Origin of the sequence: Nitratireductor sp. PBL-C9, from assembly GCF_050877045.1 — a bacterium.
In the GTDB taxonomy this organism is placed as follows: Bacteria; Pseudomonadota; Alphaproteobacteria; order Rhizobiales; family Rhizobiaceae; genus Nitratireductor; species Nitratireductor aquimarinus.
Genome location: NZ_JBPAXW010000003.1, coordinates 391920 through 416727, shown reverse-complemented (window position 1 = coordinate 416727; position 24808 = coordinate 391920). Strand labels below are relative to the sequence as shown.

Genomic DNA, 24808 nt, shown 5'->3' with positions numbered 1-24808 from the left:
TTATGCTGGCTGCGGATTTGTCCCACAATCAACCCTATATATAGGGCAAGTGGCTTTAGTGAATTTAAAGGGAGGCCGCATGAGCAATGCGGGTGAGGGCCGTCTGACGACCCATGTGCTGGACACGGCCAGCGGAAAACCGGCCGGAGGACTGGAGATTGCGCTCTATCGCCTGGAGGGGGAGGCGCGCACTCATGTGAAGACGGTCACGACCAACAGCGATGGCCGCTGCGATGCGCCGCTGCTTGCTGGCGATGCGTTTCGCACCGGCTTCTATGAACTGGTGTTTGAAGCCGGCGCCTATCTGCGTGCGCAGGGCGTTGATCTGCCGGCTCCGGCCTTTCTCGATCAGGTGCCGATCCGCTTCGGCATGGCTGAAAACACGCATTATCACGTGCCGCTCCTCATCTCGCCCTATGGCTATTCCACCTACAGGGGGAGCTGATGGGCGCGCGCGGTGAAATCCGTTTTCTTTTGAACGGCGCGCCGGTGGCGCTGGGCAATGTCCGCCCGGACGAAACCCTGCTTGACTATCTGCGCCTGCGGCAGCGCCTGACCGGCACCAAGGAAGGCTGCGCGGAAGGCGATTGCGGCGCGTGCACCGTGCTCGTCGGTCGGTTGCGCAATGGCGCGCTTTCCTATGAGAGCGTCAATGCCTGCATCCGCTTCCTGGGATCGCTGGATGCCTGTCACGTGGTGACGGTGGAGCATTTGAAGCGGGCCGATGGCAGCCTGCATCCGGTTCAGCAGGCGATGGTCGATTATCACGGCTCGCAATGCGGCTTCTGCACGCCGGGCTTCGTCATGTCGCTTTACGCGCTCTGGATGCGCGAGGCGCAGCCCTCCGACAGGGCCATTGAGAAGGCATTGCAGGGCAATCTGTGTCGCTGCACCGGCTATGAACCCATCGTGCGGGCTGCGCGCGCGGTCTCCGACTATGGCAATGCCGCGTCTGATCCGCTGGCGACGGAGCGCGCTGCGGTCATCGCCGCGCTGCAAGGCATGAAGGATGGCGCGCGGGTGGAGATCGGCTCGGGCCGCGAGCGTCTGCTGATCCCGGCGGATGTCGATGATTTTGCCGGGATCCTTGAAGCCGAGCCCGAGGCCACAATCGTCGCCGGTGCAACGGATGTGGGCTTATGGGTCACCAAATTCATGCGCGACATCGCGCCGGTGGTCTTCATCGGCGGGCTCGATGGCCTGCAGGAAATCCGTGAGCAGGATGGCGTCATCAGCATTGGCGCGGGCGTGAGCTACACCGGAGCATTTGAACTTGTGGCGAAACGCATTCCCGCGCTGGGCGCACTGATCGACCGCATTGGCGGCGAGCAGGTGCGCAATATGGGCACGATTGGCGGCAACATCGCCAATGGCTCGCCCATCGGTGACACGCCGCCGCCACTGATCGCGCTTGGCGCAACGCTCACACTGCGCAGGGGCAGCGCGCGCCGCACCATTCCGCTGGAAGATTTCTTCATCGACTATGGCAAGCAGGATCGCGCGCCCGGCGAGTTCGTCGAGGCGGTGCATGTTCCGGTGCCCGATGCGGCCTCCCGTTTCGCGGTCTGGAAAATCTCCAAGCGTCGGGATGAAGATATCACGGCGGTTCTCGGCGCGTTCGATCTGCGGATCGCCGATGGCCGGGTCGAAGCCGCCCGCATCGCCTATGGCGGCATGGCCGCGACGCCGAAACGCGCAAAATCCGTCGAGGCGGCGCTGACCGGCAAGGCATGGACGCAGGAAACCGTCGAGGCAGCACTTTCGGCCTATGACGGGGACTTCCAGCCCATCTCCGATATGCGCGCATCCGCCGACTATCGCATGATGGCGGCGAAGAACCTGCTGCGCCGCTATTTCCTTGAAAGCACCGGCGCCGGCGCGGTGGACCTCTCCAGACATGAGGCGGCCTGACCATGACGCGGCATGAACCACGCACGCAGGGCAAGGCGAAGATTGATGGCGGCGTCGCCAGCGACGAGAAGCACGATTCCGCCCGCAAACATGTAAGCGGCGAGGCCATCTATATCGATGATATGGCCGAACCCGCCGGCACGCTGCATGCCTGTCTCGGTCTTTCCGAGGTGGCGCATGGCGCGATCACCGGCTTTGACCTTTCCGATGTGCGGGCAGCGCCCGGCGTTGTCGCCGTTCTGACGGCGAACGATGTGCCCGGCGACAACGATATGAGCCCGACCGGGCTGCATGACGAGCCCATTCTGGCAGACGGGCGTGTGCAGTTTTTCGGCCAGCCGGTTTTCGCGGTCATTGCCGAAACGCGCGAAGTGGCGCGGCGCGCCTGCCGTCTGGCGAAGATCGACTATGCGGAAGAACCCGCACTGATCGATGTCGCCGATGCCGCGGATGACGCGAAGCTCGTTACCGCACCGCTGAAGCTCGAGCGCGGTGACAGCGCTGCGGCGATTGCCGCTGCGCCGCACACGATCCGCGGTCAGATGCGGGTTGGCGGGCAGGACCATTTCTATCTTGAAGGCCAGATCGCTTTCGCGCTTCCGGGCGAAGACGGCGATGTGACCGTGTTTTCCTCCACCCAGCACCCAAGCGAGGTGCAGCACATGGTGGCGCATGCGCTGGGCGTTCCCTCCCACGCCGTCACCATCGAGGTGCGGCGCATGGGTGGCGGCTTCGGCGGCAAGGAAACACAGGCCAATCTGTTCGCCACCATTGCGGCCATTGCCGCCAAGAAGCTGAACCGGCCGGTCAAGCTGCGTCCCGACCGGGATGACGACATGACCGCGACCGGCAAGCGTCACGACTTCCTGATCGATTACACGGTCGGTTTCGATGATGAGGGCGGCATTCTCGGCGTCGATTTCACCTATGCCGCGCGCTGCGGCTATGCGGCGGATCTCTCCGGTCCGGTGACAGACCGGGCGCTGTTTCACTGCGACAACACCTATTTCTACCCGGCTGCGCGGGCCGTCTCGCGCCCGCTCTACACGAACACCGTTTCCAACACCGCGTTTCGCGGTTTCGGTGGGCCGCAGGGCATGGTTGGCGCAGAGCGCATCATCGATGAGGTGGCCTTCGCGCTGGGCAGGGACCCGCTCGAAATCCGCAAGAAAAACCTCTACGGCACGGACGACCGCAACGTCACGCCCTATCACCAGACGGTCGAGGACAATGTTGCAGAACGGGTCATCGCCGAACTGGAGGCAAGTGCGGATTATGCCGCGCGGCGGCGTGAAATCGCGGCCTTCAACGCAAAAAGCCCGGTCATCAAGCGTGGTCTGGCGCTGACGCCGGTCAAGTTCGGCATCTCCTTCACGGCCACGCATTTCAATCAGGCCGGCGCGCTGGTGCATGTCTACACGGATGGTTCGGTGCATCTGAACCATGGCGGCACCGAAATGGGGCAGGGGCTGCACACCAAGGTGGCGCAGATCGTTGCCGAGGAATTCCAGATCGACATTGATCAGGTGAAGATCACCGCCACGACCACGGGCAAGGTGCCCAACACCTCCGCAACGGCGGCTTCCTCCGGCACGGATTTGAACGGCATGGCCGCGCAGGACGCGGCGCGCCAGATCAAGAACCGGCTGATCGCCTTTGCCGCCGAGGCGCATGACGTGCCGAAGGATCAGGTGGTGTTCCTCCCGGGCCGGGTGCGCATCGGCAACCGTGAAATTCCCTTCGCCGAGCTGATCGGCGAGGCCTATATGGCCCGCATCCAGCTTTCCGCAGCCGGTTTCTACAAGACGCCGAAGATCCACTGGGATCGCGACAAGGGGCAGGGGCGGCCGTTCTACTACTTCGCCTATGGCGCAGCCTGCGCCGAGGTCTCCGTGGACACGCTGACCGGCGAATACATGGTCGAGCGCGTTGATATTCTGCACGAGACGGGCCGCTCGCTGAACCGCGCCATCGACATTGGCCAGATCGAGGGCGGCTTCATTCAGGGCATGGGCTGGCTGACGACGGAAGAGCTGGTCTGGGACGGCAAGGGGCGGCTTCGGACGCATGCGCCTTCCACCTACAAGATCCCGCTCGCGTCCGACCGGCCAAAAGTGTTCAACGTGGCGCTTGCCGACTGGGCGGAAAACGCCGAGCCGACGGTGCATCGTTCCAAGGCCGTGGGCGAGCCGCCCTTCATGCTGGCCATGTGCGTGCTGCACGCACTGTCCGATGCAGTGGCGAGCGTTGCCGGTCACACGGTCTGCCCGCGTCTCGATGCGCCGGCCACGCCGGAGCGTGTGCTGATGGCGGTGGAACGCATGAAGGTTGAAGGCGCGCGCTAGGGGCAGGACCCATTAATATGGCCGCAATGGCGTTCGATAGACCAAGAGATGCCAGGAAAAGCCCGCAGAGCGGGGTTTCCCTCCCGGTCAAGGGGGTTGACGCAGCAGGTCGCCGGTCTATCGAGCGTCCTTCGGATCAGCCTGATTTGCACGGGCTACTTTCTCGCAAAGCCTTGAAAGACATTAAGTCTTCCTGCCGTTATCGTTCTGACATGCTTCTGCTTTTTCGCACTGGTCTCTGGGTCGCGTCTTCTCACCGTCACGCATGGGTGCGGCAATGAACCATCCAACTGAAACCCTTCGGACATTTCTGGATGCCGCGCCGTCCGCCGCTCTCGTCGAGGTGCGCGAGGCGAAAGGCTCCACCCCGCGCGAAGAGGGCGCGTGGATGCTGGTTTCGCCCGAGGCGATTTTTGGAACCATCGGTGGCGGCCAGCTTGAATTCATGGCGATTGCCAGGGCGCGCGAACTGATCTCGGACAATCTAGCAAACGGTGCTCTCGACATTCCGCTCGGGCCGGAAATCGGCCAGTGCTGCGGCGGCCGGGTGGCGCTCGACATTCGCCTTCTCGATGAGGCGGAGCGCAGGGCGCTGGTGAAGCGCGTCCGCGATGAGGCAGGCGCGTTCCCGCAGGTGATCCTGTTTGGCGGTGGCCATGTCGGCCATGCGCTGGCGGCAGCGTTGACCCCGCTGCCCGTGCGGGTGCTGGTGGTCGAGACCCGTGAGGAAGCGCTGGAGGATTTTCCAAGCGATGTGGAGACGCGCCTTACGGCCCTGCCGGAAGAGGCGGTGCGTTCAGCCTCCGCCGGGACGGCCTTCGTGGTCCTGACCCATGATCATGCGCTCGATTTCCTGCTGGTTGCCGAGGCGCTGGCGCGCGATGACGCGGCCTATGTCGGCATGATCGGCTCCAGAACCAAACGCGCGACCTTCCGGAGCTGGTATCTGAAGAATGGCGGCGATGAACGCCGTTTCGCGCAGCTGACCACCCCCATTGGCGGGAACGCCGTCCACGACAAGCGCCCCGCCGTCATCGCAGCCATGGCGGCTGCGGAGATACTGACGGCTTTGCAGTCGTGATGTTGACATTTGTGTGTACAAACTTACATACTTCATGAATGAAGATCGCAGGCTTTGACTGGGACACCGGAAACTGGCCGAAATGTGCAAAGCATGGTGTCTCGAAGGACGAGATCGAACATGCGCTTCTTCATGACCCGTTGATTGCGCCTGATCCAGCACACTCTGGGCCCGAAGATCGCTACATCGTCATCGGACGCAACCGGCGGGGCCGCCCCATGTTCATGGGCGTGACCTTTCGCATGGTTGACGGGAAGCGTCTTATTCGTCCGATCACAGCGCGCTATATGCATGCCAAGGAGTTGAAACGCTATGAAACGCAGCGTTCCCAAACTGAAAACTGATAAGGATGCGGAAGACTTCCTCGATCAGGATCTTTCCGATCTGGATTTTGGTGCATTCAAACCCGCCGGGTTCGAGTTCGAGAACAAGGCGGCAAGGGTGAATATGCGCATGCCGCAAAGCCAGTTGGATGCCGTGAAGGCTGAGGCGAAGAAGCGTGGTGTTCCCTATCAGCGGCTCATGCGCGAGCTTGTTCAGCGCGGTCTGGAAAGCCTGCGTGCAGGCTGACCATTATTGCTCTGACAGGGTCGCGCCAATCATCCGCTGGCAGCGGCCTGCCATGAAGTCGACCAGGAGCCGCACTTTGGGGTCCTGAAACTTCTTGTGCGGGTAGAGCGCGGCAAGCTTGACCGGCACTGGCGGGGTTTCGGGCAGGACCACCTGGAGCCGCCCGTCGCGCAGGAATGGTTCGATCTCGAAGCGGGGCTTGTTGACGATGCCGCGCCCGGCAAGCGCCCAGTCGGTGATCACGTCGCCATCGTCGGAATCGAACGGTCCCCCGACCTCGAACTTTCGCGCGCCCTCCGGCGTTTGCAGCATCCAGAAATGCTCGCGTGCGCCGGGAAAGCGCAACATCAGGCAGTCGTGCCGCTCATCGATCAGCGCTTCGGGCGTTTTCGGTTCGCCGCGCCGGTTCAGATAATCAGGGGCCGCCGCCAGAACACGCTCGCAATCCATGATGCCGCGCATGCGGAAAGAGGAATTCTCCAGAATGCCGAGCTTGAAGGCGACGTCGATGCCCTCGCGCATCATGTCGACCTCATGGTCGGAGAGTCGTAAGCGAACCTCGATTTCGGGATACTGGTCGCGGAATTCGGGAATGCCGCTGGCGATCAGACGCTTGCCGATGCCGAGCGGCGCGGTGACGCGGATCGTGCCGCGCGGCTGGCCGGAAAGATCTGCGACCGAGGCTTCGGCTTCCGCCACCGCTTCGAGAACCTTGCGCGCGCCCTCATAGAAGACGCGGCCCTGCTCGGTGGGGGTGAGCTGGCGCGTGGTGCGGTTGAAGAGCCGCACGCCAAGATGCTTTTCGAGCTCCTTCACCCGGTTCGAGGCAACGGCCGGAGAAAGCCGCATGTCGCGGCCTGCTGAAGACAGATTGCCGAGTTCCACGACGCGGACAAAAACGGCGATATTGTCGAGATAGGCCATGCGGTTCCCCCAAGATTCGCGCGCATTATTTTCCATATTTTTTTGAAAGTCATCGTGATCTTCCCCGCTTTCCGTTTATACCGGGTTCCGTCACCTTGGGCCGCCAGAGCAATTCCAGGAAAAGTGGTTACCGGTTTTCCGTCTGGAATTGCGCAGGAACAATGAATGAGCAATTCCAGGAAAAGTGGTCACCGGTTTTCCGTCCGAAGTTGGGCAAAAGGAAGCGCGCAGGAACAAGGCTGGCTATTGGGGCAGGGCTGACGGGAGTTGAGGGAACGGGCATGAACGATTACGCGGTTTTGTGGGACTGGCTGTCCTTTGGCGTGCGCTGGCTGCATGTGGTCACGGCCATCGCCTGGATTGGCTCATCCTTCTATTTCATCGCGCTGGATCTGGGGCTGGTGAAGCGGCCGGGTCTGCCCGAGGGCGTGCATGGCGAGGAATGGCAGGTCCATGGCGGCGGTTTCTACCATATCCAGAAATACATGGTCGCGCCGGCCTCCATGCCCGAGCACCTGACCTGGTTCAAATGGGAATCCTACTCCACCTGGCTGTCCGGTTTCGCGCTGCTCGCCATCGTCTATTATGCGGGCGCGGATCTCTATCTGGTCGACCGCAATGTGCTTGATGTGCCGGCCTGGGGCGGCATCCTGATCTCGCTCGCTTCAATCGGGCTTGGCTGGCTGCTCTACGACCTTCTGTGCAAATCGCCGCTCGGCAAGAACGATACGGCGCTGATGCTGGTGCTTTATGTGATCCTTGTTGCGATGGCGTGGGGCTATACGCAGCTCTTCACCGGTCGCGCGGCCTTCCTGCATCTGGGCGCGTTCACCGCGACGATCATGACGGCGAATGTCTTCCTGATCATCATCCCCAATCAGAAGATCGTGGTGGCCGATCTGAAGTCGGGGCGCACGCCCGACCCGAAACTTGGCCTGCAGGCGAAGCAGCGTTCACTGCACAACAATTACCTGACGCTGCCCGTCGTCTTCCTGATGCTGTCGAACCATTATCCGCTGGCCTTCGGCACCCAGTTCAACTGGATCATCGCATCGCTCATCTTCATCATCGGCGTGCTGATCCGGCACTATTTCAACACCGTGCACGCCCGCAAGGGCACCCCGCACTGGACCTGGGGGCTGGCCGGCGTTCTCTTCATCATCATCATGTGGCTCTCCACCGTGCCGCAGGTGCTGACGGGTGAGACGAAGCTTTCGGCGACGGGGCAGACGTTCGTCGCCTCGACCCATTTTCCAGCCGTGCGCGACACGGTGATGGGGCGTTGCGCCATGTGCCATGCGGTGGTGCCGGGCTATGAGGGCATTCCTTACCCACCGAAGAATGTTGTGCTCGACACGGATGCGGCTATTGCCGAGCACGCGCGTGAAATCTATCTGCAGGCAGGCCGCAGCCACGCCATGCCGCCCGGCAATGTTTCGGGCATCACGGACGAGGAGCGGCAACTGATCGTTACCTGGTTCGAGGAGGCGCGCTAGCGCATGGCACAGAAACTCATCCGCGGGCGGCTCCTGTCGTTCAAAGCCGAACCGCGGAGCATCGACGACCACGACGCCTATCTGTTTGAAGAGGATGGCGCGGTTCTGGTCGAAGATGGCGTTATCCTTGCATCCGGCAGTTTTGCCGAGGTCGCAGCAGGCGCAGAAGCGGGGCACGCGGTGGTGGATCACCGCCCGCACCTCATCCTGCCGGGCTTCATCGACGCCCATGCGCATTTCCCGCAGATGCAGGTGATCGCGAGCTATGGCGCCGAGCTTCTGGACTGGCTGAACAACTACACTTTCCCTGAAGAAACCAGGTTCTCCGACATTCAGCACGGCCGTCACATCGCCCGTCTGTTCTTCGATGAGCTGCTGCGCAACGGCACGACCACGGTTGCCGCCTATTGCTCCGTTCACAAGGAAAGCGCGGAGGCGTTTTTCGGTGAGGCGCTGGCGCGCAACATGTGCGTTGTGGGCGGCAAGGTGATGATGGACCGCAACGCGCCGGCCGCACTCACCGATACGCCGCAATCCTCTTACGACGACACGAAGGCGCTGATCGGCGAATGGCACGGCAGGGGCCGGCTCAATTATGCCGTCACGCCGCGTTTCGCCATCACCTCCAGCCCCGGGCAGCTGGAGATAGCCGCAGCGCTGATGCGCGAATTCCCCGACCTCCACATGCAGACGCATCTCTCCGAAAATCACGACGAGATCGCGCTGACGGCGGAGCTTTATCCCGACGCGCCGGACTATACCGGCATCTACGAGCAGTACGGTCTGCTTGGCCCCAGGGCACTGCTCGGCCATTGCATTCATCTTTCCGAGCGCGAGGCGGATGTGCTTTCGGACACGGGCTCGGTCGCCGTGTTCTGCCCCACCTCCAACCTCTTCCTCGGTTCCGGCCTGTTCGACTATCTGCGTTATCGCAAGCGTGAGAAGCCGCTGCGTCTGGCCTCGGCGACGGATGTGGGCGGCGGCACCAATTACTCCATGCTGCGCACCATGGATGAAGGCTACAAGGTCATCGCGCTCAATGGCGAGAAGCTGAACCCGCTGGCCTCCTTCTGGCAGATCACGCGCGGCAATGCCGAGGCGCTCTCCCTGTCGGAGCGCGTGGGCACGCTGGAACCGGGCACCGACGCCGATATCGTGGTTCTGAACGCGCGCGCAACGCCGGTGATGGCGCTGCGCATGGAGCGCATCGAAACGCTGGCCGAGGAGCTTTTCCTGCTCCAGACGCTTGCCGACGACCGCGCCATCGTGGAAACCTATGTCGCAGGAGAGGCTGCCAAAAGCGCCTTGTAAATTCCGGGGGTAAATCCAGGGGGGCGCATGTGACCGGCAGCATCGATCCGAAGGCGTTTTTCACAAGACTGTTCGACGCTGCCGTCGCCGCCGCCGACCCGGCCAAGACCATTCGCGCATTCCTGCCGGAAAAGGCCCGGGGCCGCACAATCGTGGTCGGGGCCGGCAAGGGAGCGGCCCAGATGGCGGCGGCGCTGGAAGATGCCTGGGAGGGGCCTCTGGAAGGCGTGGTCGTCACCCGCTACGGCTATGGCGCGCCGACCCGCATGATCGAGGTACTGGAGGCGGCGCACCCGGTGCCGGATGAGGCCGGCCTTTCCGGCGCAAAGCGTCTCATGGAGAGCGTGAGCGGGCTCGGCCCGGATGATCTGGTGATCGCGCTCGTCTGCGGCGGCGGATCGGCGCTGCTGCCCGCCCCCGCAGGTTCCCTTACGCTCGCCGATGAGATTGCCGTCAACGAGGCGCTTCTGGCGTCCGGCGCGCCGATCTCGGCCATGAACACGGTGCGCAAGCACATCTCCGCAATCAAGGGCGGCAGGCTGGCCGCCGCGGCCCATCCCGCGCGCGTCGTCTCGCTGATCGTTTCGGATATTCCCGGCGATGACCCGGCGCTTGTTTCATCCGGTCCGACCGTGCCCGACATGGCCAGCCGCGCGGACGCGCTTGCCGTGATCGAGACCTATGGCATGCAGCTGCCCGAGGCGGTGATGCAGCATCTCGCATCACCGGCGGCAGACGCACCAAAGCCGGATGATCCGCGTTTTGCAGGTCATGAGGTCCATGTCATCGCCTCGGCCGCGCGTTCGCTGGAAGCGGCTTCCGCCGCCGCCGAAGCGCAGGGCGTGCCTGCCGTCATCCTGTCGGATGCGATTGAGGGCGAAGCGCGTGAGGTGGGCCGCGTTCATGCGGCGATTGCCCGCGAGGTTGCGTTGCGCGACCGGCCTTTCAGAAAGCCGGTCGTGCTGCTTTCGGGCGGCGAAACCACGGTGACGCTGCGCCGAAGCGGCGGGCGCGGCGGGCGCAACACCGAATTCCTTCTGGCGCTTGCGCTTGGCATCGAGGGTATTTCCGGCATCTCGGCTTTCGCCGCCGATACGGATGGCATCGACGGGTCTGAGGAGAATGCCGGCGCCTTTGCCGATCACGGCACCGTCGCGCGGCTGCGCTCTGCCGGCCACGACCCGAAGGCGCTTCTTGCCGCGCATGACGCCTGGGGCGCGTTTGATGCTCTGGGCGATCTGTTCGCGCCGGGGCCAACCGGCACGAATGTCAACGATCTGCGAGCGGTTCTGGTGCGGTGATGGTTACGCGCTTCTGCGCGGGCGCTCTTCCGACTGATAAACGGACAGGACATGCCCGTCCGGATCTGCGAATTCGGCAGACCAGCCGCCGGGAGCATGGCTGACGGGCGTCACAATGGTCGCGCCTTTCTCGGCAAGGCCTTCCACGACATTGTCGATGCCACCTTCTGGGAGGTCGAACACCACAATGGGCGTGTTTCCGGGGCGGGATTCCATCTTGAAGAAGATGAGTTCGATATTGTTCTCGGTGCTGGCCAGCAGCCAGTCGCCCGTCTCCTCGTCCCCTTCCATCCTCTGGACATTCAGCCCGGCCACGTCGCGGTAGAACGCTTCCGTGCGGTCAATGTCGTTGACGTAGTAGCAGATGGTGCCGATGCGGACGTTGGAAAGCATGTGTGTCTCCTGATGTTACAATGTTGGTTCTGCTTCTTGATTGCCGCAGGAGCCAGGTTTGTGAGCTTTGGGGTTAGAAAAACTTACCGCAAAGAGGTGCCCGTCCGGATCGTGGCTTGCAAGGAATGCAGAATTGCGACCGGTCAGCGGAAGAAGGTTCTGCCGGATCGTGCCGAAGGCGAGCGTGCCCGCCAGCAACTTTCCGGGAAGGGGAGCTGCATCGGGCGGGGCATCGCGCCAACGCTTGCGAAGGCCGGCAATGCGCTGACGCAGGCTCGCATCGGAAATGCGCAGAAGGTGCCGGATTTCACTGCGCGTATGACCGCCGAGCGCGAGGAGCGCAACAATTCTCTGGCCCCTTGGCAGGCCGGCGAGAAACGCGCTCGGGACATCCCCGTCGTCTGCAGGCTCGAAAAGGCTTGCAGCGTTCTCACGCCTTGTCCGGCGATAGGCGGACCGACGTTTCGTCGCCGCCACGTTGCGCATGACGCCCTGAAGCCAGGCGCGGTTCTCCACGCATGGCCGGTTGCCGGCATTCAGCGCTGCGATCAGCGTTTCATGCAGCAGGTCTTCCGCTTCAATCTGGTGCGATGCGTGGCGATGCGCCGTTTTCAGAAGATGGCGATAGGTCGCGGGGGTGAGTTCAAGCCGGGCAGGCATCTCCTGCACTGTGCGCCTGCTATCCACCGCTCGCTCCCCCATGCTTCCAGTCAGGTGAGGAAGCTACAGGACGCAGTGCGCGCTGCAAGCAAAGACTGAGGCACAGGGCGTGAAATTCAACCCGCGATATCCACCACGCCGCTTTCACCGGTCTCGGAGCCAAAGGCAAGGCGGCGGCCATCATCGTCCCAGGCCATGGCGGTGATCGCGCCCTTGCCCTGCCGGCGCAGAAGCACCTCCTTCTGGTCGGCGAAGCGCCCGGCGAGGATCATGCCGTCGGCATAGCCGATGGCGACGATTTCCTCGGTCGGATGGCAGCAAACCTGCGTCACCATCGTGTCGCCGCGTGTTCCCAGCTCAAGTGGCGCCTTGCCCATCGGGCCGTCCTTTGCCTGGAAGGGCCAGACAATGGCTGCCGGGGCGCCGGAAGTGGCGAGCCACTTGCCCTTCGCGCTCCAGGAAAAGCTCTTCACCTTGCCCGGATAGCCGGCCATGCGCATGTGCTTGCCATCCGCGAGTTTCCAGCCGTGCAGGGCGTTTTCCTGCATGGTGGTGACAAGGAACTTGCCGTCCGGGGAGAAGGTGATGCCGGTGTGCGCCCCCGCCCATTCCAGCTCTGTCGGCTTGCCGTCGGTAGCCGGAAAATGCAACGTCGCGCCATTGTAGCGGGCAACCGCAAGCCGCATTCCCTTCGGCGCGAAGGCGATGCCTTCCACCGAGCGCGGGTGCTGGAATTCGCGCTGTTTTCCATCGGCAAAGCGCACATAGGCGTTGCGCCCGACCGCAAAGCCGACCGTGCCCTGCGGACCGGCTGCAACGCTGGTCACCCATTTGCGGCCGATCTCGGCCAGCGTTTCCACCGTGCCGTCAGCCGCGAGTGCTGCGACCCGCCCATCCTCGCCGCCGGTGATAAGGCGTGCATGATCGACGTCGGGGCAGGCGGCCAGCAGCCCGTCATGAACCTCTGTCCATTTGTGGCCATTGTCGAGACGATGCACCACGCCATCGGCCAGCGCGAAATGCGGAATGTCGTTCAGCCAGGCAGTGGCAATGCAATGGCTTTCGAGGTCGAGCGGGGCGACTGTGGGCATGTGGGCTGGTCCTGGGCGAGGCCGGTCTGTGGGAGTTCGTGGGGTGTGGCGCGGATGGCTCTGTCAGGCGTTATGCCTGACAGGCCTCGAACGTGCGCTGCAGACGCTCGGTGTCGAGGTCGCGGCCAATGAAGACGAGCCGCGTCTCACGCTTTTCGTCGTCGCGCCAGGGGCGCTGGTGATCGCCCTCGATGATCATGTGTACGCCCTGCACCACGAACCGGTCCGGATCGTCCGGGAACGCGATGATGCCCTTGAGGCGCAGAATGCTCGGCCCGTCCATCTGGGTGGTCTTCTCGATCCACGGGAAGAACTTTTTCGGGTCCATCTCGCCACCGCGCAGCGACAGTGATTTCACACCCGCATCGTGGATCGGCGAGGCAGCGCCATGGTCATGCGCATGATCGTGGTGCCCATGCCCATGGTCGTGATCATGCCCGTGGTCATGATGATGATGATGATCGTGGTCGCAGTCGGGGCCGCACACATGGTCCGGATCGTCGTGATCGAGGAAGTGCGGATCATTGTCGAGCACGCGCTTCAGATCGAACGCGCCACGGTCCAGAACCTCGGTCAGCGAAACGCCGGCGCGTTCGGCGCGGTGAATGCGGGCCATCGGGTTGATCGCGCGGATCGTTGCCTCGACCGCTGCCAGTTCTTCCGGGGTCACGAGATCGGTCTTGTTGACGATCACGACATCGGCGAACGCGATCTGGTCTTCGGCCTCGTTGGAATCCTTCAGGCGCAGCGGCAGGTGCTTGGCGTCGACCAGTGCGACCACCGCATCCAGCCGCGTCTTGGCGCGCACATCGTCATCCATGAAAAAGGTCTGCGCCACGGGGGCGGGGTCGGCCAGGCCCGTGGTCTCGACCACGATGGCGTCGAACCGGCCCGGACGCCGGGTCAGCCCTTCGACCACGCGCACCAGGTCGCCGCGCACCGTGCAGCACACGCAGCCATTGTTCATCTCGTAGATTTCCTCGTCGGATTCCACGATCAGATCATTGTCGATGCCGATCTCGCCAAACTCGTTGACGATCACCGCATAACGCTTGCCGTGGTCTTCGGTGAGGATGCGGTTCAGAAGTGTCGTCTTGCCGGATCCGAGATAGCCGGTCAGCACCGTGACCGGGATCTGGTTCGGGGTGGTTTCGCTGAGCGTCTCGGTCTGCGCGTCGGACATGGTTTCTCGCATAACTTGAAAGGTTTCTCGACTATATAAGACGGCGTTTTGCCGATTGCACGGTCAGTCTTCGAAATGGGACAGGTCAAACCGGTCGACATCGACAAGCAGCTCGACGAAGCCTGTGACTGCGTTGTCGATGATGCGTTCGCCCGCTTCTGCGCTGGAAGCCGCTGCATTGCCGGTCACGCCCTCCGGCGAGAGATCGCGCATCATCCAGCCGAAAGCGTGTGGCCCGTAGGCGCGCAGATGCTTGAAGTCGCGGCGGAAAGCGGCCTGCGCGGACTGAAAGTCGGCGGCCTTCTCCATGTCGACGAGATCCGGTCGCAGCGCCAGCATGACCGATGTTTCGATGAAGCCGCCATGAATGCCCAGCGCGCGCTCCTCATCGGAGACCAGATCCTGCGGATAGCCGAAGCGCGTCCAGCTCGTGGCGACCGCCAGCATGCCGAATCGAACGCGCAATTCCGTCGCCACGATGGTCAAAAGCGGTGAGTTTCCGCCGTGAGCGTTCAAAAGGACCAGTTTTTTTGCGCCGGCTTTGTTCTGCGCTTCACCGATGCCGACCCAGCGTTCAACGGCTTCATCGAAAGAAAGGCTGCGCGTTTTCGGCGAGTCCGAGTGTTCGATAGAATAGCCTATCTTCTCAACCGGAAGACACGTGATGTCGAGATTTGCGGGGCAGGCGCTTTTTGCTTTTGAAGCAATGGCTTGGGCGATGATCCAGTCGGTTTCGGGCGGCAGGTGCGGGCCATGCTGCTCTGTTGCGCCCAGAGGCAAAATGGAAATCTTTTTGCCTTGAGCGGAGGGAACTTCTTGTGTGGTCATTGCTTAATACCGACTGCCTCAAGACGAGATAACGTTGTATGCTTAGCCAAAAGTAGACCATCCCCATTGGTATGAAACTGGTCAATCTTAGGTTGCATTGAGCTTCGTTACGGCTATTTTGACCGCAGGGGCGTTCTAACTCATTCTCGAGGATGTCTAAAGGGGACTAAATATATGGCCAAAGCTGTAAGGGGCGCGACGATAGGGTTGTTGCAGTCGGCCGCCAGGCTTTCACGTACCGCTCTGGCCGAGCGGCTTCTGGCACACGGCTTCTATGCCGGCCAGGACAAGATCATGTTAGCCTTATCCATTGAAAACGGGCAAGCGCCAAGTCAGCTTGCCGGACTGTTAGGCGTCAGGCCGCCAACCATTACGAAAACAATCAATCGACTTGCCAATCAGGGGTTTTTGGAAAAGCGATTATCGGACGAAGACGGACGACGTGCCCATATTTTTCTGACCGAACAGGGCGAGCAGGCCATCAAGGCAATCGAAAAATCGGTTCGCAAAACCGAGAAGCTCGCACTGAAGGGGTTCGATAAAAAAGATCAAAAGGCCCTCGCCACGCTCCTCTTGAAAATCGAAGCCAATCTGAATGGCGAAAGCCACGACATGATTGACGAGGACGAAGATGCGGAGGTCGATGCGTAGTTAGGATCTTCGGCGTTTCCAGCGACGCCCGAGGATCGGCTTGATCAAGCTTTCTACGCAGAATGCGTAACTAGATTGACCTTTTCCCCAGCCATGGCATAAGCAACCTTAAACAGTTTAAGGTGGCTTAATCTGTCACGACCTGATTTTGGGTTGGATACGACGCATCTGTCGTTGTCCGACACCAGATGCGGGTTGGTATTGCGGGTAGGGGAGAGGTCGACTGGCGCAGAAGATCAAGCTTTCAACAATCGCCGAAGCGCTTGGTGTTTCAACGGCGACCGTGTCTCTCGCGCTTCGCGACAGCCCGCTGGTGGCAGATGCCACGCGCCAGCGCATCAAGGAGCATGCGCGGGAGATCGGTTACATCTACAACAGGCGCGCAGCCAGCCTGCGCACCTCGCGATCCGGCATTATCGGGGTTGTGGTGCACGACATCATGAACCCGTTCTTTGCCGAGATTCTCCGCTCCATCGAAAGCGAGCTGGACCGGTCGCGCCAGACCTTTCTGCTGTCGAACCATTACGACCAGTTGGAGAAGCAGCGCACCTTCATCGACACGCTTCTGCAGCTTGGCGCAGACGGGGTGATCATGTCACCGGCCATTGGCACGCCGCCGCAGGACATTCGTCTTGTGGAGGAGAACGGTCTGCCGACGGTGCTCATTGCACGTTCGGTAGAGGGCGCGCGCGTGCCCGTGTTCCGGGGTGACGACGCCTATGGCACGGGGCTTGCCACCAACCATCTGATCTCGCTCGGTCACACGCGCATCGCCATGATCGGTGGCACGGATCAGACCTCTACGGGTCGCGACCGTTATCAGGGCTATGTCGACGCCATGCAGAAGGCGGGGCTGGAGATCAAGCCGCAATGGCGTTTTCCGGGGCCGCGCACCAAGCAGGCGGGCTTCGAGATCGCCGGTGCTTTCCTCGCGCTCAAGGACAAGCCGACGGCTGCCGTCTGCTGGAACGACCTCGTTGCCATCGGCCTGATGAACGGCATTGCGCGCGCTGGCCTCGTGCCGGGTGTGGATGTCTCCGTCACCGGCTATGACGATCTGGAGGAAGCCGCCATCGCCACGCCGGCGCTGACGACGGTCTGGAACGGTCAGCGTGAAGTCGGCCGCCGCGCTGCGCGGGTTCTTCTGGACCGGCTGAACGGCGCCGATGTGAACCTTGCTCAGGAGCTGATCAAGCCGGAGCTGCACATACGCCAGTCGACGGGGAAACCGGTCGAGCGCTGACCGGTTTCGTCCTGGCCTTTACTGTTGATCTTATTGGGAGAGTGGATTTGTCGGAAACGCAGGGGACCGCCATTCTGGTGCCGGGGCGATTGCACCCGCACGCGCTGGAACGCATTGATGCAGAATTTGAACTCCTGACGCTGGAGCAGGCCGACGCCACTCTGGTCACGGAAGAGATGGCCGCGAAAGTGCGTGGCATTGCTTCAATGACGGTGGTGGACGCCGCCTTTATCGATGCGCTGCCCAATCTTGAGATCATCGCGAATTTTGGCGTGGGTTATGATGCGGTCGATGCCGCGCATGCTGCCCGCAGGGGTGTGATGGTGACCAACACGCCCGACGTGCTGACTGACGAAGTTGCCGACACGGCCGTCGGGCTCCTTCTCAACACGGTGCGCGAGTTGCCGCGCGCCGAAGCATGGCTGCGCGAGGGCCGCTGGGTGCGCGAGGGCGCTTACCCATTCTCACGCGGGTCGCTTCGCGGGCGCACGGTCGGCATTTTCGGCATGGGCCGCATCGGCCGCGCCATTGCACAGCGTCTTGCAGCCTTTGGCCTGCCGATTGCCTATCACAACCGCCGAGCGGTCGATGATGTGCCCTATGCCTATCACGACACGCTTCTGGGGCTCGCTTCTGCCGTCGATACGCTGATCTGCGTCGCGCCCGGCGGCGAGGAAACCAGCAAGGCCATCAATGAAGCGGTGTTGAAGGCGCTGGGCTCCAATGGTGTTTTCGTGAATATCGGTCGCGGCAGCACGGTTGATGAGGCAGCTCTCATCAGGGCGCTTGAGGATGGCACGATCTTCGCTGCCGGGCTTGATGTGTTTGAGGATGAGCCCAACGTGCCCGAGGCGCTGCTTGCCGTGGAGAACGCATCCCTGCTGCCGCATGTCGGCTCTGCCTCGGTGGCCACGCGGCAGGGGATGGCCGATCTGGTGGTGGATAATCTCGTCTCCTGGTTCGTCAAAGGGCAGCCGATTACGCCGGTGCCGGAAACGGCTTCCGTCACGCGCTGAAAGGCGCTTCGTTAGCGATTTGTTAACCGGGAAAGCGGAACTTCCGATTCTACTTTGAGTTGGGGGTTCCGCCTATATGAAACTGTTTGTGTCGGGTGCATTGCTGGCCACGCTTTTGGCCTCGGGCGGCTATTTCTCAGATGCGGTTTCGGCCAGGGATGGCTCCGAAACCCCGCTGACGCAGGATGCGCTGGCAGGGACGAACGCCTCCGAATTCACCCTGATGCGCATCGGTTTTGAAGATGTGTGCAAGCTGCGCCGCGCGGACACATCCGGCGAGGCGCAACTGACCCTCGACAGCGCCTGCGCGCAGCTTGTGCCCGCCCTTGCCGGTGCGCGGGTCTGGCAGGAACGCGCCGATGGCACGGTCGCGTTCCTCTCTGCTTCCGGTGAAACGCTGGTCGAGTTCTTCCCCGGCGACGGGGTGACTTATGAGTCCCTGCGACCCAGCTCGCCCCTTCTCAGCCTCTACCGCGAAGACTGAGCTTATTCCGCCGCAATCCGCGCGCTGATGCGGGCGTTTGCGTGCCGGTGAACGGCCTCGCCGAAAGCCTTGAAGATTCGTGCCGACGCATTGTCATTGTGCGCCCAGTATTCCGGGTGCCATTGCACGCCGAGCGCAAATCCCGGCGCATCCTTCACCGAAACGGCTTCAACGGTTCCGTCATCGGCCATGGCTTCCACCTGAAGGCGCGGCGCGACAGTCGATGCCGCCTGCCGGTGCACCGAGTTCACCGCGATCTCTGACGTGTCGAACAGTCCCGCCAGGCACCCGCCCGGCGTGATCTTCACCGACTGGCGGATGGCGAAACGCGCATCGAAGGCGGCTTCCTCGTCGCCGCGATGGTCGAACGCGCCGTCGCGCTCGTGGACCTCCATGGCCAGCGTTCCGCCAAGCGCCACGTTGAGCTCCTGAATGCCGCGGCAGATCGCCAGAAGCGGCACGCCCTTTTCGATGGCCCGGCGAATGAGCGGCAGTGTCGTCGCATCGCGCGCATGATCGTAGGGGCCGTTCTCGTCCGTGGCGTCTCCGCCATAGAGCGCCGGATAGACGTTGGATGCCGATCCCGTCACCAGAACGCCGTTGACCGTCTCGAGCAGGCTGTCGAGGTCGTATTTGTCGCCGAGCGAGGGCACGAGAACCGGCAGCACGCCGGCGGTCGAGATCGCCGCGTCAAGATAGGGCTGCGGCGTTGCGTGCCAGGTGTATTTCTCAAGATCCTTTGCGTCCGTCGTGACGGCGATGAGGGGCGTGGGCATTTGAATTTCCGTAGGTTGGCGGCTGTGTGTGTTGAAGCCGAATGTAGAGATTGCCGAAGCGTTTCCAAAGGGGGCGTTTGAGGCTTTTCTTGGGTCTTCGACATTGGTCGTAAACGGGGGGCTCGGCGCTGGACTTAAAAACCCCTGCGTGCATTGATGCGCAAGGCTTTCGGCGCTCAAGAAAAGCAAACATATGGAGCGACGAAACCATAAACGGGTCGAAGTGCATGCGTGCTTCGGCAGACGGTTCCAGAATGGGAGGAAAACATATGGACCGCAGAACCTTCATCAAGAAGGCGGGCATGGCCGGCACGGGTGTCGCTGCCGCTTCAGCCCTGGCAACGCCGGCAATCGCCCAGTCAATGCCAAAGATCACCTGGCGCTGCACCTCGTCTTTTCCCAAGGCGCTCGACACGATTTACGGCGCAGCCGAGACCATGGCCGATTTCGTGAAAGGCGCGACGGACGGGAATTTCGAAATTCAGGTCTTTGCCGCCGGCGAGATCGTGCCCGGTCTGCAGGCAGCCGATGCAGCCGCCACCGGAACGGTCGAGATGGCGCACACGGCCTCCTATTATTACTGGGGCAAGGACCCGACATACGCGCTCGGCACCGCCATCCCTTTCGGCCTCAATTACCGTCAGCAGAATGCCTGGTTCTATTATGGCGACGGCAACACGCTGATGAACGAGTTCTACAATGAGCAGGGTCTCCATGCCCTGCCATGCGGCAACACCGGCGCACAGATGGGCGGCTGGTTCCGCAAGGAGATCAACACGGTCGAGGACCTCAAGGGCCTCAAGATGCGCATTGGCGGCATGGGCGGCAAGATCATCGAGAAACTCGGTGTCGTTCCCCAGCAGATCGCCGGCGGCGACATCTATCCGGCGCTGGAGAAGGGCACGATCGACGCGACGGAGTGGGTCGGCCCCTATGACGATCAGAAGCTCGGCTTCAACAAGGTCGCCCAGTATTATTACTATCCCGGCTGGTGGGAAGGCGGCCCGGTTCTCCACGCCATGTTCAACAAGCAGAAGTGGGACGAACTGCCGGACGCCTACAAGACCGTTGTCGATGCTGCCTGCCGCGCGGCCAATGCCGACATGATGGCGCGCTACGATTACAAGAACCCGGCAGCCCTGCGTCAGCTGGTGGCGGATGGCGCGCAGCTGCGGCCGTTCAGCCAGGAAATCCTGGAAGCGTGCTACAACGCCGCGATGGACACCTATGGCGAGATCAACGGCTCGAACGCGACCTTCAAGAAGATCTACGACAATCAGCAGGCCTTCAAGAAGGACGCCTATCTGTGGGCGCAGCTTTCCGAGTACACGTTCGATACCTTCATGATGATCCAGCAGCGGGCCGGCAAGCTCTAGCCTTCTGATTGGATGCAGACAGTGAAAACCCCGGAGCGGTCGCTCCGGGGTTTTCTTTTGGCTGTCGGTTCGGTCAGTCGAAGCTTGGCGGCTGGCTGAGATCCGGGGGCGCCGGCTTCTGCTCCTGCTCCTGCGGCGCGGCTTCCGGCGCACCGGCGGGTGCGCCGATCGGGGGCAGGCCGCCAAGGCCCGGCAATTGCAGCCCGTTGTTCTGCGCGCCGCCATCGCTGCTGCCGGACTGGCCGGGTGGCGCGCCGAAGGGCGAACTGCCGAGCCCGCCGGGCAGCCCAAATCCGGGTCCGCCATCATTGCCGCTGCCGAAGGAGGGAATGTTGATCTCCACCTCGCTGGGATTGACCGTGCTTTCCTTCTTGTAGTGGGTCACGAGGCCGGGGAAGCTGATCACAAGGTTGATCATCAGGAACTGGATGATGATGAACGGGATCGCCCCCTTGTAGATCTCCGTCGTCTTCACCGCCGGCAATATCCGCCCGGACACCTCGTCCTTCCACTCCTTCATCGGCGCAATGGAGCGCAGATAGAAGAGCGAGAAGCCGAAGGGCGGCGTCAGGAACGATGTCTGGAGATTGATGCCGAGGATGACGCCGAACCAGATCAGGTCGATGCCCAGCGTTTCCGCTGCCGGCACCAGAAGCGGCACCATGATGAAGGCGATCTCGAAGAAGTCGAGGAAGCAGCCGAGAATGAACACGATCACCGTGACGGTGAGCAGGAAGCCGATCTCGCCGCCAGGCAGCGCCAGAAGAAGCTCCTCGATCCAGACATTGCCGTTGATGCCGTAGAAGGTCAGGCCGAAGACGCGCGCGCCGATCAGGATGAACATGACGAATGCCGAGAGCTTCGTCGTTGCGTCGAGAGCCTGTTTGAGAACGGTGAAGGTGAGCCTTCTTTTGACGATGGCGAGGAGCAGCGCTCCGGCGGCCCCCATCGCGCCGCCCTCGGTCGGCGTGGCGATGCCCAGGAAGATGGTGCCGAGCACGAGGAAGATCAGCGCCAGCGGCGGGATCAGCACGATCACCACCTGTTCGGCCAGCCGCGAGAGGATGTTCAGTTTGAGATAGCGATTGGCGAGGCTGAACAGCAGCGCGAAGATCGTCGCCGTGGTGGCCGCCCAGACGAGACGCACCTCGCCGCGCATTTCGGCGAAGACGGTGTGATAGGTGGCGAAATAGATCGCCACGGATGCGGCGATCAGAAGGATGAGAGACATGACGCCGCCGCCGAGCTTGCGTGTCTCCGGCGGCAGTGCGGGCGCCCATTCCGGCTTGAAGATGGTGACCGCGAAAACCAGCAGGCAATAGGCCGCGATGATGACCAGTGCCGGCAGTAACGCGCCCACATACATGTCGCCGACCGAACGGCCGAGCTGATCGGCCATGACGATCAGTACCAGCGACGGCGGCACGATCTGCGCCAGTGTTCCGGACGCCGCAATGGTGCCGGTCGCAAAGCCGCGATTGTAATTGTAGCGCATCATGATCGGCAGCGAGATCAGCCCCATCGCGATCACCGATGCGGCGACCACGCCGGTCGTTGCCGCCAGAAGCGCGCCGACCAGAACCGCCGCATAGGCAAGCCCGCCGCGCACCGGCCCGAAGAGCTGGCCGATCGTGTCGAGCAGGTCTTCGGCCATGCGCGAGCGTTCGAGGATCAGTCCCATGAAGGTGAAGAACGGGATCGCCAGCAGCGTGTCATTGTACATGATCCCGTAAATGCGCTCGGGATGCGATTGCAGGAGCGGCCAGAAGAGGCGGATCTCGCTCGAAATGTGCGAGAGCTCGACACCGATGACGAAGAACAGCAGACCGCCCGCGGCCAGCGTGAACGCGACCGGGTAGCCGATCAGCAGCATCGCCATGACGGTGACGAACATGATGGGCGCGAGGTTGTGGGCGATAAAATCAATCATCGCGCTTTTCCTCCATCTCGATGGCGGCTTCCGCTGCCGGGTGGAGTTCATGCTGCGGATTTGGCTCGTCGATCATGCCGCTCAGAACCGCACAGCGCTTGATGATTTCGGAAACCGCCTGCGCGGTCAGAAGCACGAAGCCGGCGAGCACCATGAATTTCGCCGGCCAGATGATCAGTCCGCTCGCATTGGCCGAAATCTCGCCCGACACGAAGGAGCGCTGAAACCATGGCCAGCTCAGCCAGACGATCAGCGTGACGAAGGGCAGCAGAAAGAAGATGTGGCAGAACAGGTCTATCCAGTCGCGCGTGCGCTTGGAAAACAGGCTCGAGACGATATCGATGCGGATGTGTTCATTGCGCTGCAGCGTGTAGGCGGACGCCAGCAGGAACACGGTTCCGTAGAGATACCACTGAAGTTCCAGAAGACTGTTGGAGGCGCGGGGGATCGGCAGATAGGCGGGCAGCCCGTCGCCGAGAAAGCGCACGATGGCGTTGTAGGCGGAGACCAGCACCGCGAACAGGATGAGCCAGGAAACCTGTTTCCCGATGAAACGATTAATAGCGTCTATGAGGCGCGAAAGGCCAAGGAGCCCCGCCATGCTTTCCTCCCAGCAATGTGTTCCCCCCGGATCGTTTTTTTATGATTCTCGGGTGTTTGCTTTGTGTTGCATATGCAGCGTGGCTTCAAGTGAGCCAAAAGTCGACATTGCGCGGGCCGCCCTGCGTGTGCGTGGACGTTTTCCTGTTGAAAATGAGGGGTAAGGGGGCGTTTTGAGGCGTTTGGGGAAGATTCACCCGGGTTCGAAAAGGGGTATTTTCTTTGAAAGCCGGCTTTTTCTGCGGTTTTCGCTGGCTAGAGGCACTCACAAAATTTCATCGGGCCAGATTCCGTTCGCGCTAGACACCCACGCGGCTGCGTGTATTGATAACAGTTCGGAACGGGATGATTGTGTTTACACGCGTCACTGTTCAGTAGAAGAGGCCGTTTAACGGCCATTTTTTTCGCTTTTTGAATACTTGGGAGGTATTTCATGGATCGTCGTTCATTTCTCCGGAAGGCCAGCCTTGCCGGCGCCGGCGCAGGCGCTGCAGCACTGGCCACGCCGGCGATTGCGCAGGGCAACCAGACCTGGCGCATGGTTACGACCTGGCCGAAGAATTTTCCGGGACTGGGTGTTGGCGCGCAGCGTCTCGCCGACCGCATTACCGCCGCATCCGACGGTCGCCTGACCGTACAGGTTTACTCCGCCGGTGAACTCGTGCCGCCGCTTCAGTCGCTCGACGCCGTCATTGACGGTTCGGCCGAGATGAGCCACGGCGCGGCCTATTACTGGCAGAACAAGAGCCCCGCGCTCTCCTTCTTCACCGGCGTTCCCTATGGCATGACCTCGCGCGAGATGGCTGCCTGGGTGCGTTACATGGGCGGTCAGGAAATCTGGGATGAGATTTACGATCAGTTCGGCGTTCAGGGCTTCCTGTCGGGCGACACCGGCACGCAGGCCGGTGGCTGGTTCCGCGATGAGCTTACGGGTCTTGATTCCGTAAAGGGTCTGCGCTTCCGCACCCCTGGCCTCGGTGGCCGCGTGTGGGAGAAGCTTGGCGCAACGGTCACCAACATGGCCGCCGGCGAGATCTTCCAGGCGCTGCAGTCCGGCACGCTGGACGCCGCCGAGTTCGTCGGTCCCTACAACGATCTGGCGCTGGGCTTCTACCAGGTTGCCAAGAACTACTACTTCCCGAGCTTCGTGGAGCCGGGTCTGGCAACCGAGCTGGTGGTCAACAAGGCGAAGTATCAGGAGCTGCCGTCCGACCTTCAGGCAATCGTCCGTGACGTCTGTCAGGCCGAGTACGACCAGGTGGCTTCGGACTTCTATGCCAACGATCCGCGCGCGCTGAAGACGCTCGTCGAAGAGCATGGCGTGAATGTGCGTCAGTTCCCCGATGATATCATCGAGGCCGGTGCGGTGGCCGCTGCCGAGATCATGGGCGAGCTGCGCGATTCCGGTGATGCGCTCACCAAGAAGACGACCGAGAGCTTCATCGAGTCGCTCAACATCCTGCGCACCCGCACCGAAGGCACGGATGGTCCCTTCATCGAGGCGCGCAAGAAGTACTTCTCGATCTGACCGGTTTCGGCTGAAATGAAAAAGCCCGGGCATTGGCCCGGGCTTTTTTGTTGCCGTCAGACTGTCGCCTCTCGAGCGGCAGTCCTTGCATGCGGCAGCCGGAGGAGATC

At 62.0% G+C, this 24808-nt stretch carries 24 protein-coding genes; 15 read left to right on the top strand and 9 right to left on the bottom strand.

The genetic code is table 11. The annotated features are described in order from the left end of the window. The first annotated feature begins 79 nt into the window (after positions 1–79). The 6 genes from uraH to ACRTG1_RS09455 all read left to right on the top strand — a co-directional run bounded on the left by uraH (position 80) and on the right by ACRTG1_RS09455 (position 5907). Entirely contained in the window at positions 80–445 is a 366-nt protein-coding gene (gene uraH / locus ACRTG1_RS09480) for a hydroxyisourate hydrolase (protein WP_206544231.1), read from the top strand. Continuing rightward, a complete protein-coding gene (gene xdhA, locus ACRTG1_RS09475) occupies positions 445–1911 on the top strand; it encodes a xanthine dehydrogenase small subunit (protein ID WP_432516153.1) in 1467 nt (488 codons plus the stop codon). The genes uraH and xdhA overlap by 1 nt, the downstream gene beginning before the upstream one ends. Positions 1912–1913: 2 nt before the next feature. After that, complete coding sequence (xdhB, locus tag ACRTG1_RS09470; protein ID WP_432516152.1) at positions 1914–4256, top strand: xanthine dehydrogenase molybdopterin binding subunit; 2343 nt, start codon at positions 1914–1916, stop codon at positions 4254–4256. Between the two features lie 277 nt (positions 4257–4533). Further along, on the top strand, positions 4534–5337 hold the full coding sequence (gene xdhC / locus ACRTG1_RS09465; RefSeq protein ID WP_432516151.1) for a xanthine dehydrogenase accessory protein XdhC: 804 nt from the start codon (positions 4534–4536) through the stop codon (positions 5335–5337). Between the two features lie 38 nt (positions 5338–5375). After that, on the top strand, positions 5376–5681 hold the full coding sequence (locus ACRTG1_RS09460; protein WP_432516150.1) for a BrnT family toxin: 306 nt from the start codon (positions 5376–5378) through the stop codon (positions 5679–5681). After that, complete coding sequence (locus ACRTG1_RS09455) at positions 5650–5907, top strand: CopG family antitoxin (RefSeq protein ID WP_065815836.1); 258 nt, start codon at positions 5650–5652, stop codon at positions 5905–5907. Before ACRTG1_RS09460 ends, ACRTG1_RS09455 begins: the two co-directional genes overlap by 32 nt. Positions 5908–5910: 3 nt before the next feature. Here ACRTG1_RS09455 and ACRTG1_RS09450 read toward each other — a convergent pair whose 3' ends face one another. Further along, the gene (locus tag ACRTG1_RS09450; RefSeq protein WP_432516149.1) at positions 5911–6831 is read right to left on the bottom strand and encodes a LysR substrate-binding domain-containing protein; all 921 of its coding nucleotides are present in this window, start codon (positions 6829–6831) and stop codon (positions 5911–5913) included. A gap of 281 nt (positions 6832–7112) precedes the next feature. Here ACRTG1_RS09450 and ACRTG1_RS09445 point away from each other — a divergent pair, with 281 nt between their 5' ends. The 3 genes from ACRTG1_RS09445 to ACRTG1_RS09435 are packed head-to-tail and all read left to right on the top strand — an operon-like array spanning position 7113 to position 10939. Then, positions 7113–8327: a urate hydroxylase PuuD gene (locus tag ACRTG1_RS09445; RefSeq protein ID WP_432516148.1), complete on the top strand. Its 1215-nt coding sequence runs from the start codon at positions 7113–7115 to the stop codon at positions 8325–8327. Between the two features lie 3 nt (positions 8328–8330). Continuing rightward, positions 8331–9638 (top strand): guanine deaminase, encoded by a 1308-nt coding sequence (guaD, locus tag ACRTG1_RS09440; RefSeq protein WP_206994765.1) that lies wholly within the window; start codon positions 8331–8333, stop codon positions 9636–9638. A gap of 29 nt (positions 9639–9667) precedes the next feature. Beyond that, positions 9668–10939, top strand: a complete 1272-nt coding sequence (locus ACRTG1_RS09435; RefSeq protein WP_432516147.1) for a glycerate kinase type-2 family protein — start codon at positions 9668–9670, stop codon at positions 10937–10939. 3 nt (positions 10940–10942) lie between these two features. On the opposite strand, the gene ACRTG1_RS09430 is transcribed toward ACRTG1_RS09435, so the two are convergent. The 5 genes from ACRTG1_RS09430 to ACRTG1_RS09410 all read right to left on the bottom strand — a co-directional run bounded on the left by ACRTG1_RS09430 (position 10943) and on the right by ACRTG1_RS09410 (position 15094). Then, positions 10943–11332 (bottom strand): VOC family protein, encoded by a 390-nt coding sequence (locus tag ACRTG1_RS09430; RefSeq protein ID WP_432516146.1) that lies wholly within the window; start codon positions 11330–11332, stop codon positions 10943–10945. Between the two features lie 15 nt (positions 11333–11347). Further along, entirely contained in the window at positions 11348–12019 is a 672-nt protein-coding gene (locus tag ACRTG1_RS09425) for an RNA polymerase sigma factor (RefSeq protein WP_432516145.1), read from the bottom strand. An 89-nt stretch (positions 12020–12108) separates the two neighbouring features. Further along, complete coding sequence (locus ACRTG1_RS09420; RefSeq protein WP_432516144.1) at positions 12109–13083, bottom strand: WD40 repeat domain-containing protein; 975 nt, start codon at positions 13081–13083, stop codon at positions 12109–12111. A 70-nt stretch (positions 13084–13153) separates the two neighbouring features. Beyond that, positions 13154–14266, bottom strand: a complete 1113-nt coding sequence (locus ACRTG1_RS09415) for a CobW family GTP-binding protein (protein WP_432516143.1) — start codon at positions 14264–14266, stop codon at positions 13154–13156. 63 nt (positions 14267–14329) lie between these two features. Next, the gene (locus ACRTG1_RS09410) at positions 14330–15094 is read right to left on the bottom strand and encodes a creatininase family protein (protein WP_206547840.1); all 765 of its coding nucleotides are present in this window, start codon (positions 15092–15094) and stop codon (positions 14330–14332) included. Positions 15095–15268: 174 nt separating this feature from the next. On the opposite strand from ACRTG1_RS09410, the gene ACRTG1_RS09405 reads away from it, so the two are divergent. The 4 genes from ACRTG1_RS09405 (at position 15269) to ACRTG1_RS09390 (ending at position 18488) form a co-directional block, all read left to right on the top strand. Next, on the top strand, positions 15269–15745 hold the full coding sequence (locus ACRTG1_RS09405) for a MarR family winged helix-turn-helix transcriptional regulator (RefSeq protein WP_113152988.1): 477 nt from the start codon (positions 15269–15271) through the stop codon (positions 15743–15745). 223 nt (positions 15746–15968) lie between these two features. Beyond that, positions 15969–16988, top strand: coding sequence for a LacI family DNA-binding transcriptional regulator (locus tag ACRTG1_RS09400; protein ID WP_113152987.1), 1020 nt, complete (start codon positions 15969–15971; stop codon positions 16986–16988). A 47-nt stretch (positions 16989–17035) separates the two neighbouring features. After that, positions 17036–18004: a 2-hydroxyacid dehydrogenase gene (locus ACRTG1_RS09395; RefSeq protein WP_432516142.1), complete on the top strand. Its 969-nt coding sequence runs from the start codon at positions 17036–17038 to the stop codon at positions 18002–18004. 76 nt (positions 18005–18080) lie between these two features. Continuing rightward, a complete protein-coding gene (locus tag ACRTG1_RS09390; protein ID WP_432516141.1) occupies positions 18081–18488 on the top strand; it encodes a hypothetical protein in 408 nt (135 codons plus the stop codon). Positions 18489–18490: 2 nt separating this feature from the next. On the opposite strand, the gene ACRTG1_RS09385 is transcribed toward ACRTG1_RS09390, so the two are convergent. Then, positions 18491–19264 (bottom strand): gamma-glutamyl-gamma-aminobutyrate hydrolase family protein, encoded by a 774-nt coding sequence (locus tag ACRTG1_RS09385; RefSeq protein ID WP_113152984.1) that lies wholly within the window; start codon positions 19262–19264, stop codon positions 18491–18493. 269 nt (positions 19265–19533) lie between these two features. On the opposite strand from ACRTG1_RS09385, the gene ACRTG1_RS09380 reads away from it, so the two are divergent. Then, on the top strand, positions 19534–20640 hold the full coding sequence (locus ACRTG1_RS09380; protein ID WP_206544218.1) for a TRAP transporter substrate-binding protein: 1107 nt from the start codon (positions 19534–19536) through the stop codon (positions 20638–20640). A 73-nt stretch (positions 20641–20713) separates the two neighbouring features. On the opposite strand, the gene ACRTG1_RS09375 is transcribed toward ACRTG1_RS09380, so the two are convergent. Beyond that, the gene (locus ACRTG1_RS09375; RefSeq protein WP_432516140.1) at positions 20714–22570 is read right to left on the bottom strand and encodes a TRAP transporter large permease; all 1857 of its coding nucleotides are present in this window, start codon (positions 22568–22570) and stop codon (positions 20714–20716) included. Further along, positions 22563–23171, bottom strand: a complete 609-nt coding sequence (locus ACRTG1_RS09370; protein WP_206547836.1) for a TRAP transporter small permease subunit — start codon at positions 23169–23171, stop codon at positions 22563–22565. The genes ACRTG1_RS09375 and ACRTG1_RS09370 overlap by 8 nt, the downstream gene beginning before the upstream one ends. 432 nt (positions 23172–23603) lie before the next feature. Here ACRTG1_RS09370 and ACRTG1_RS09365 point away from each other — a divergent pair, with 432 nt between their 5' ends. Next, a complete protein-coding gene (locus tag ACRTG1_RS09365) occupies positions 23604–24698 on the top strand; it encodes a TRAP transporter substrate-binding protein (protein ID WP_206547835.1) in 1095 nt (364 codons plus the stop codon). Positions 24699–24808: the final 110 nt, after the last annotated feature.

Coding starts and splice junctions, on each gene's coding strand:
- xdhC (WP_432516151.1), top strand. CDS start 4,534: ATGAACCATCCAACTGAAACCCTTCGGACATTTCTGGATGCCGCGCCG.
- ACRTG1_RS09455 (WP_065815836.1), top strand. CDS start 5,650: ATGAAACGCAGCGTTCCCAAACTGAAAACTGATAAGGATGCGGAAGAC.
- ACRTG1_RS09375 (WP_432516140.1), bottom strand. CDS start 22,570: ATGATTGATTTTATCGCCCACAACCTCGCGCCCATCATGTTCGTCACC.
- ACRTG1_RS09365 (WP_206547835.1), top strand. CDS start 23,604: ATGGATCGTCGTTCATTTCTCCGGAAGGCCAGCCTTGCCGGCGCCGGC.
- ACRTG1_RS09410 (WP_206547840.1), bottom strand. CDS start 15,094: ATGACCACACAAGAAGTTCCCTCCGCTCAAGGCAAAAAGATTTCCATT.
- xdhB (WP_432516152.1), top strand. CDS start 1,914: ATGACGCGGCATGAACCACGCACGCAGGGCAAGGCGAAGATTGATGGC.
- ACRTG1_RS09450 (WP_432516149.1), bottom strand. CDS start 6,831: ATGGCCTATCTCGACAATATCGCCGTTTTTGTCCGCGTCGTGGAACTC.
- ACRTG1_RS09460 (WP_432516150.1), top strand. CDS start 5,376: ATGAAGATCGCAGGCTTTGACTGGGACACCGGAAACTGGCCGAAATGT.
- uraH (WP_206544231.1), top strand. CDS start 80: ATGAGCAATGCGGGTGAGGGCCGTCTGACGACCCATGTGCTGGACACG.
- xdhA (WP_432516153.1), top strand. CDS start 445: ATGGGCGCGCGCGGTGAAATCCGTTTTCTTTTGAACGGCGCGCCGGTG.
- ACRTG1_RS09385 (WP_113152984.1), bottom strand. CDS start 19,264: ATGCCCACGCCCCTCATCGCCGTCACGACGGACGCAAAGGATCTTGAG.
- ACRTG1_RS09430 (WP_432516146.1), bottom strand. CDS start 11,332: ATGCTTTCCAACGTCCGCATCGGCACCATCTGCTACTACGTCAACGAC.
- ACRTG1_RS09380 (WP_206544218.1), top strand. CDS start 19,534: ATGGACCGCAGAACCTTCATCAAGAAGGCGGGCATGGCCGGCACGGGT.
- ACRTG1_RS09445 (WP_432516148.1), top strand. CDS start 7,113: ATGAACGATTACGCGGTTTTGTGGGACTGGCTGTCCTTTGGCGTGCGC.
- ACRTG1_RS09405 (WP_113152988.1), top strand. CDS start 15,269: ATGGCCAAAGCTGTAAGGGGCGCGACGATAGGGTTGTTGCAGTCGGCC.
- ACRTG1_RS09390 (WP_432516141.1), top strand. CDS start 18,081: ATGAAACTGTTTGTGTCGGGTGCATTGCTGGCCACGCTTTTGGCCTCG.
- ACRTG1_RS09415 (WP_432516143.1), bottom strand. CDS start 14,266: ATGTCCGACGCGCAGACCGAGACGCTCAGCGAAACCACCCCGAACCAG.
- ACRTG1_RS09420 (WP_432516144.1), bottom strand. CDS start 13,083: ATGCCCACAGTCGCCCCGCTCGACCTCGAAAGCCATTGCATTGCCACT.
- guaD (WP_206994765.1), top strand. CDS start 8,331: ATGGCACAGAAACTCATCCGCGGGCGGCTCCTGTCGTTCAAAGCCGAA.
- ACRTG1_RS09370 (WP_206547836.1), bottom strand. CDS start 23,171: ATGGCGGGGCTCCTTGGCCTTTCGCGCCTCATAGACGCTATTAATCGT.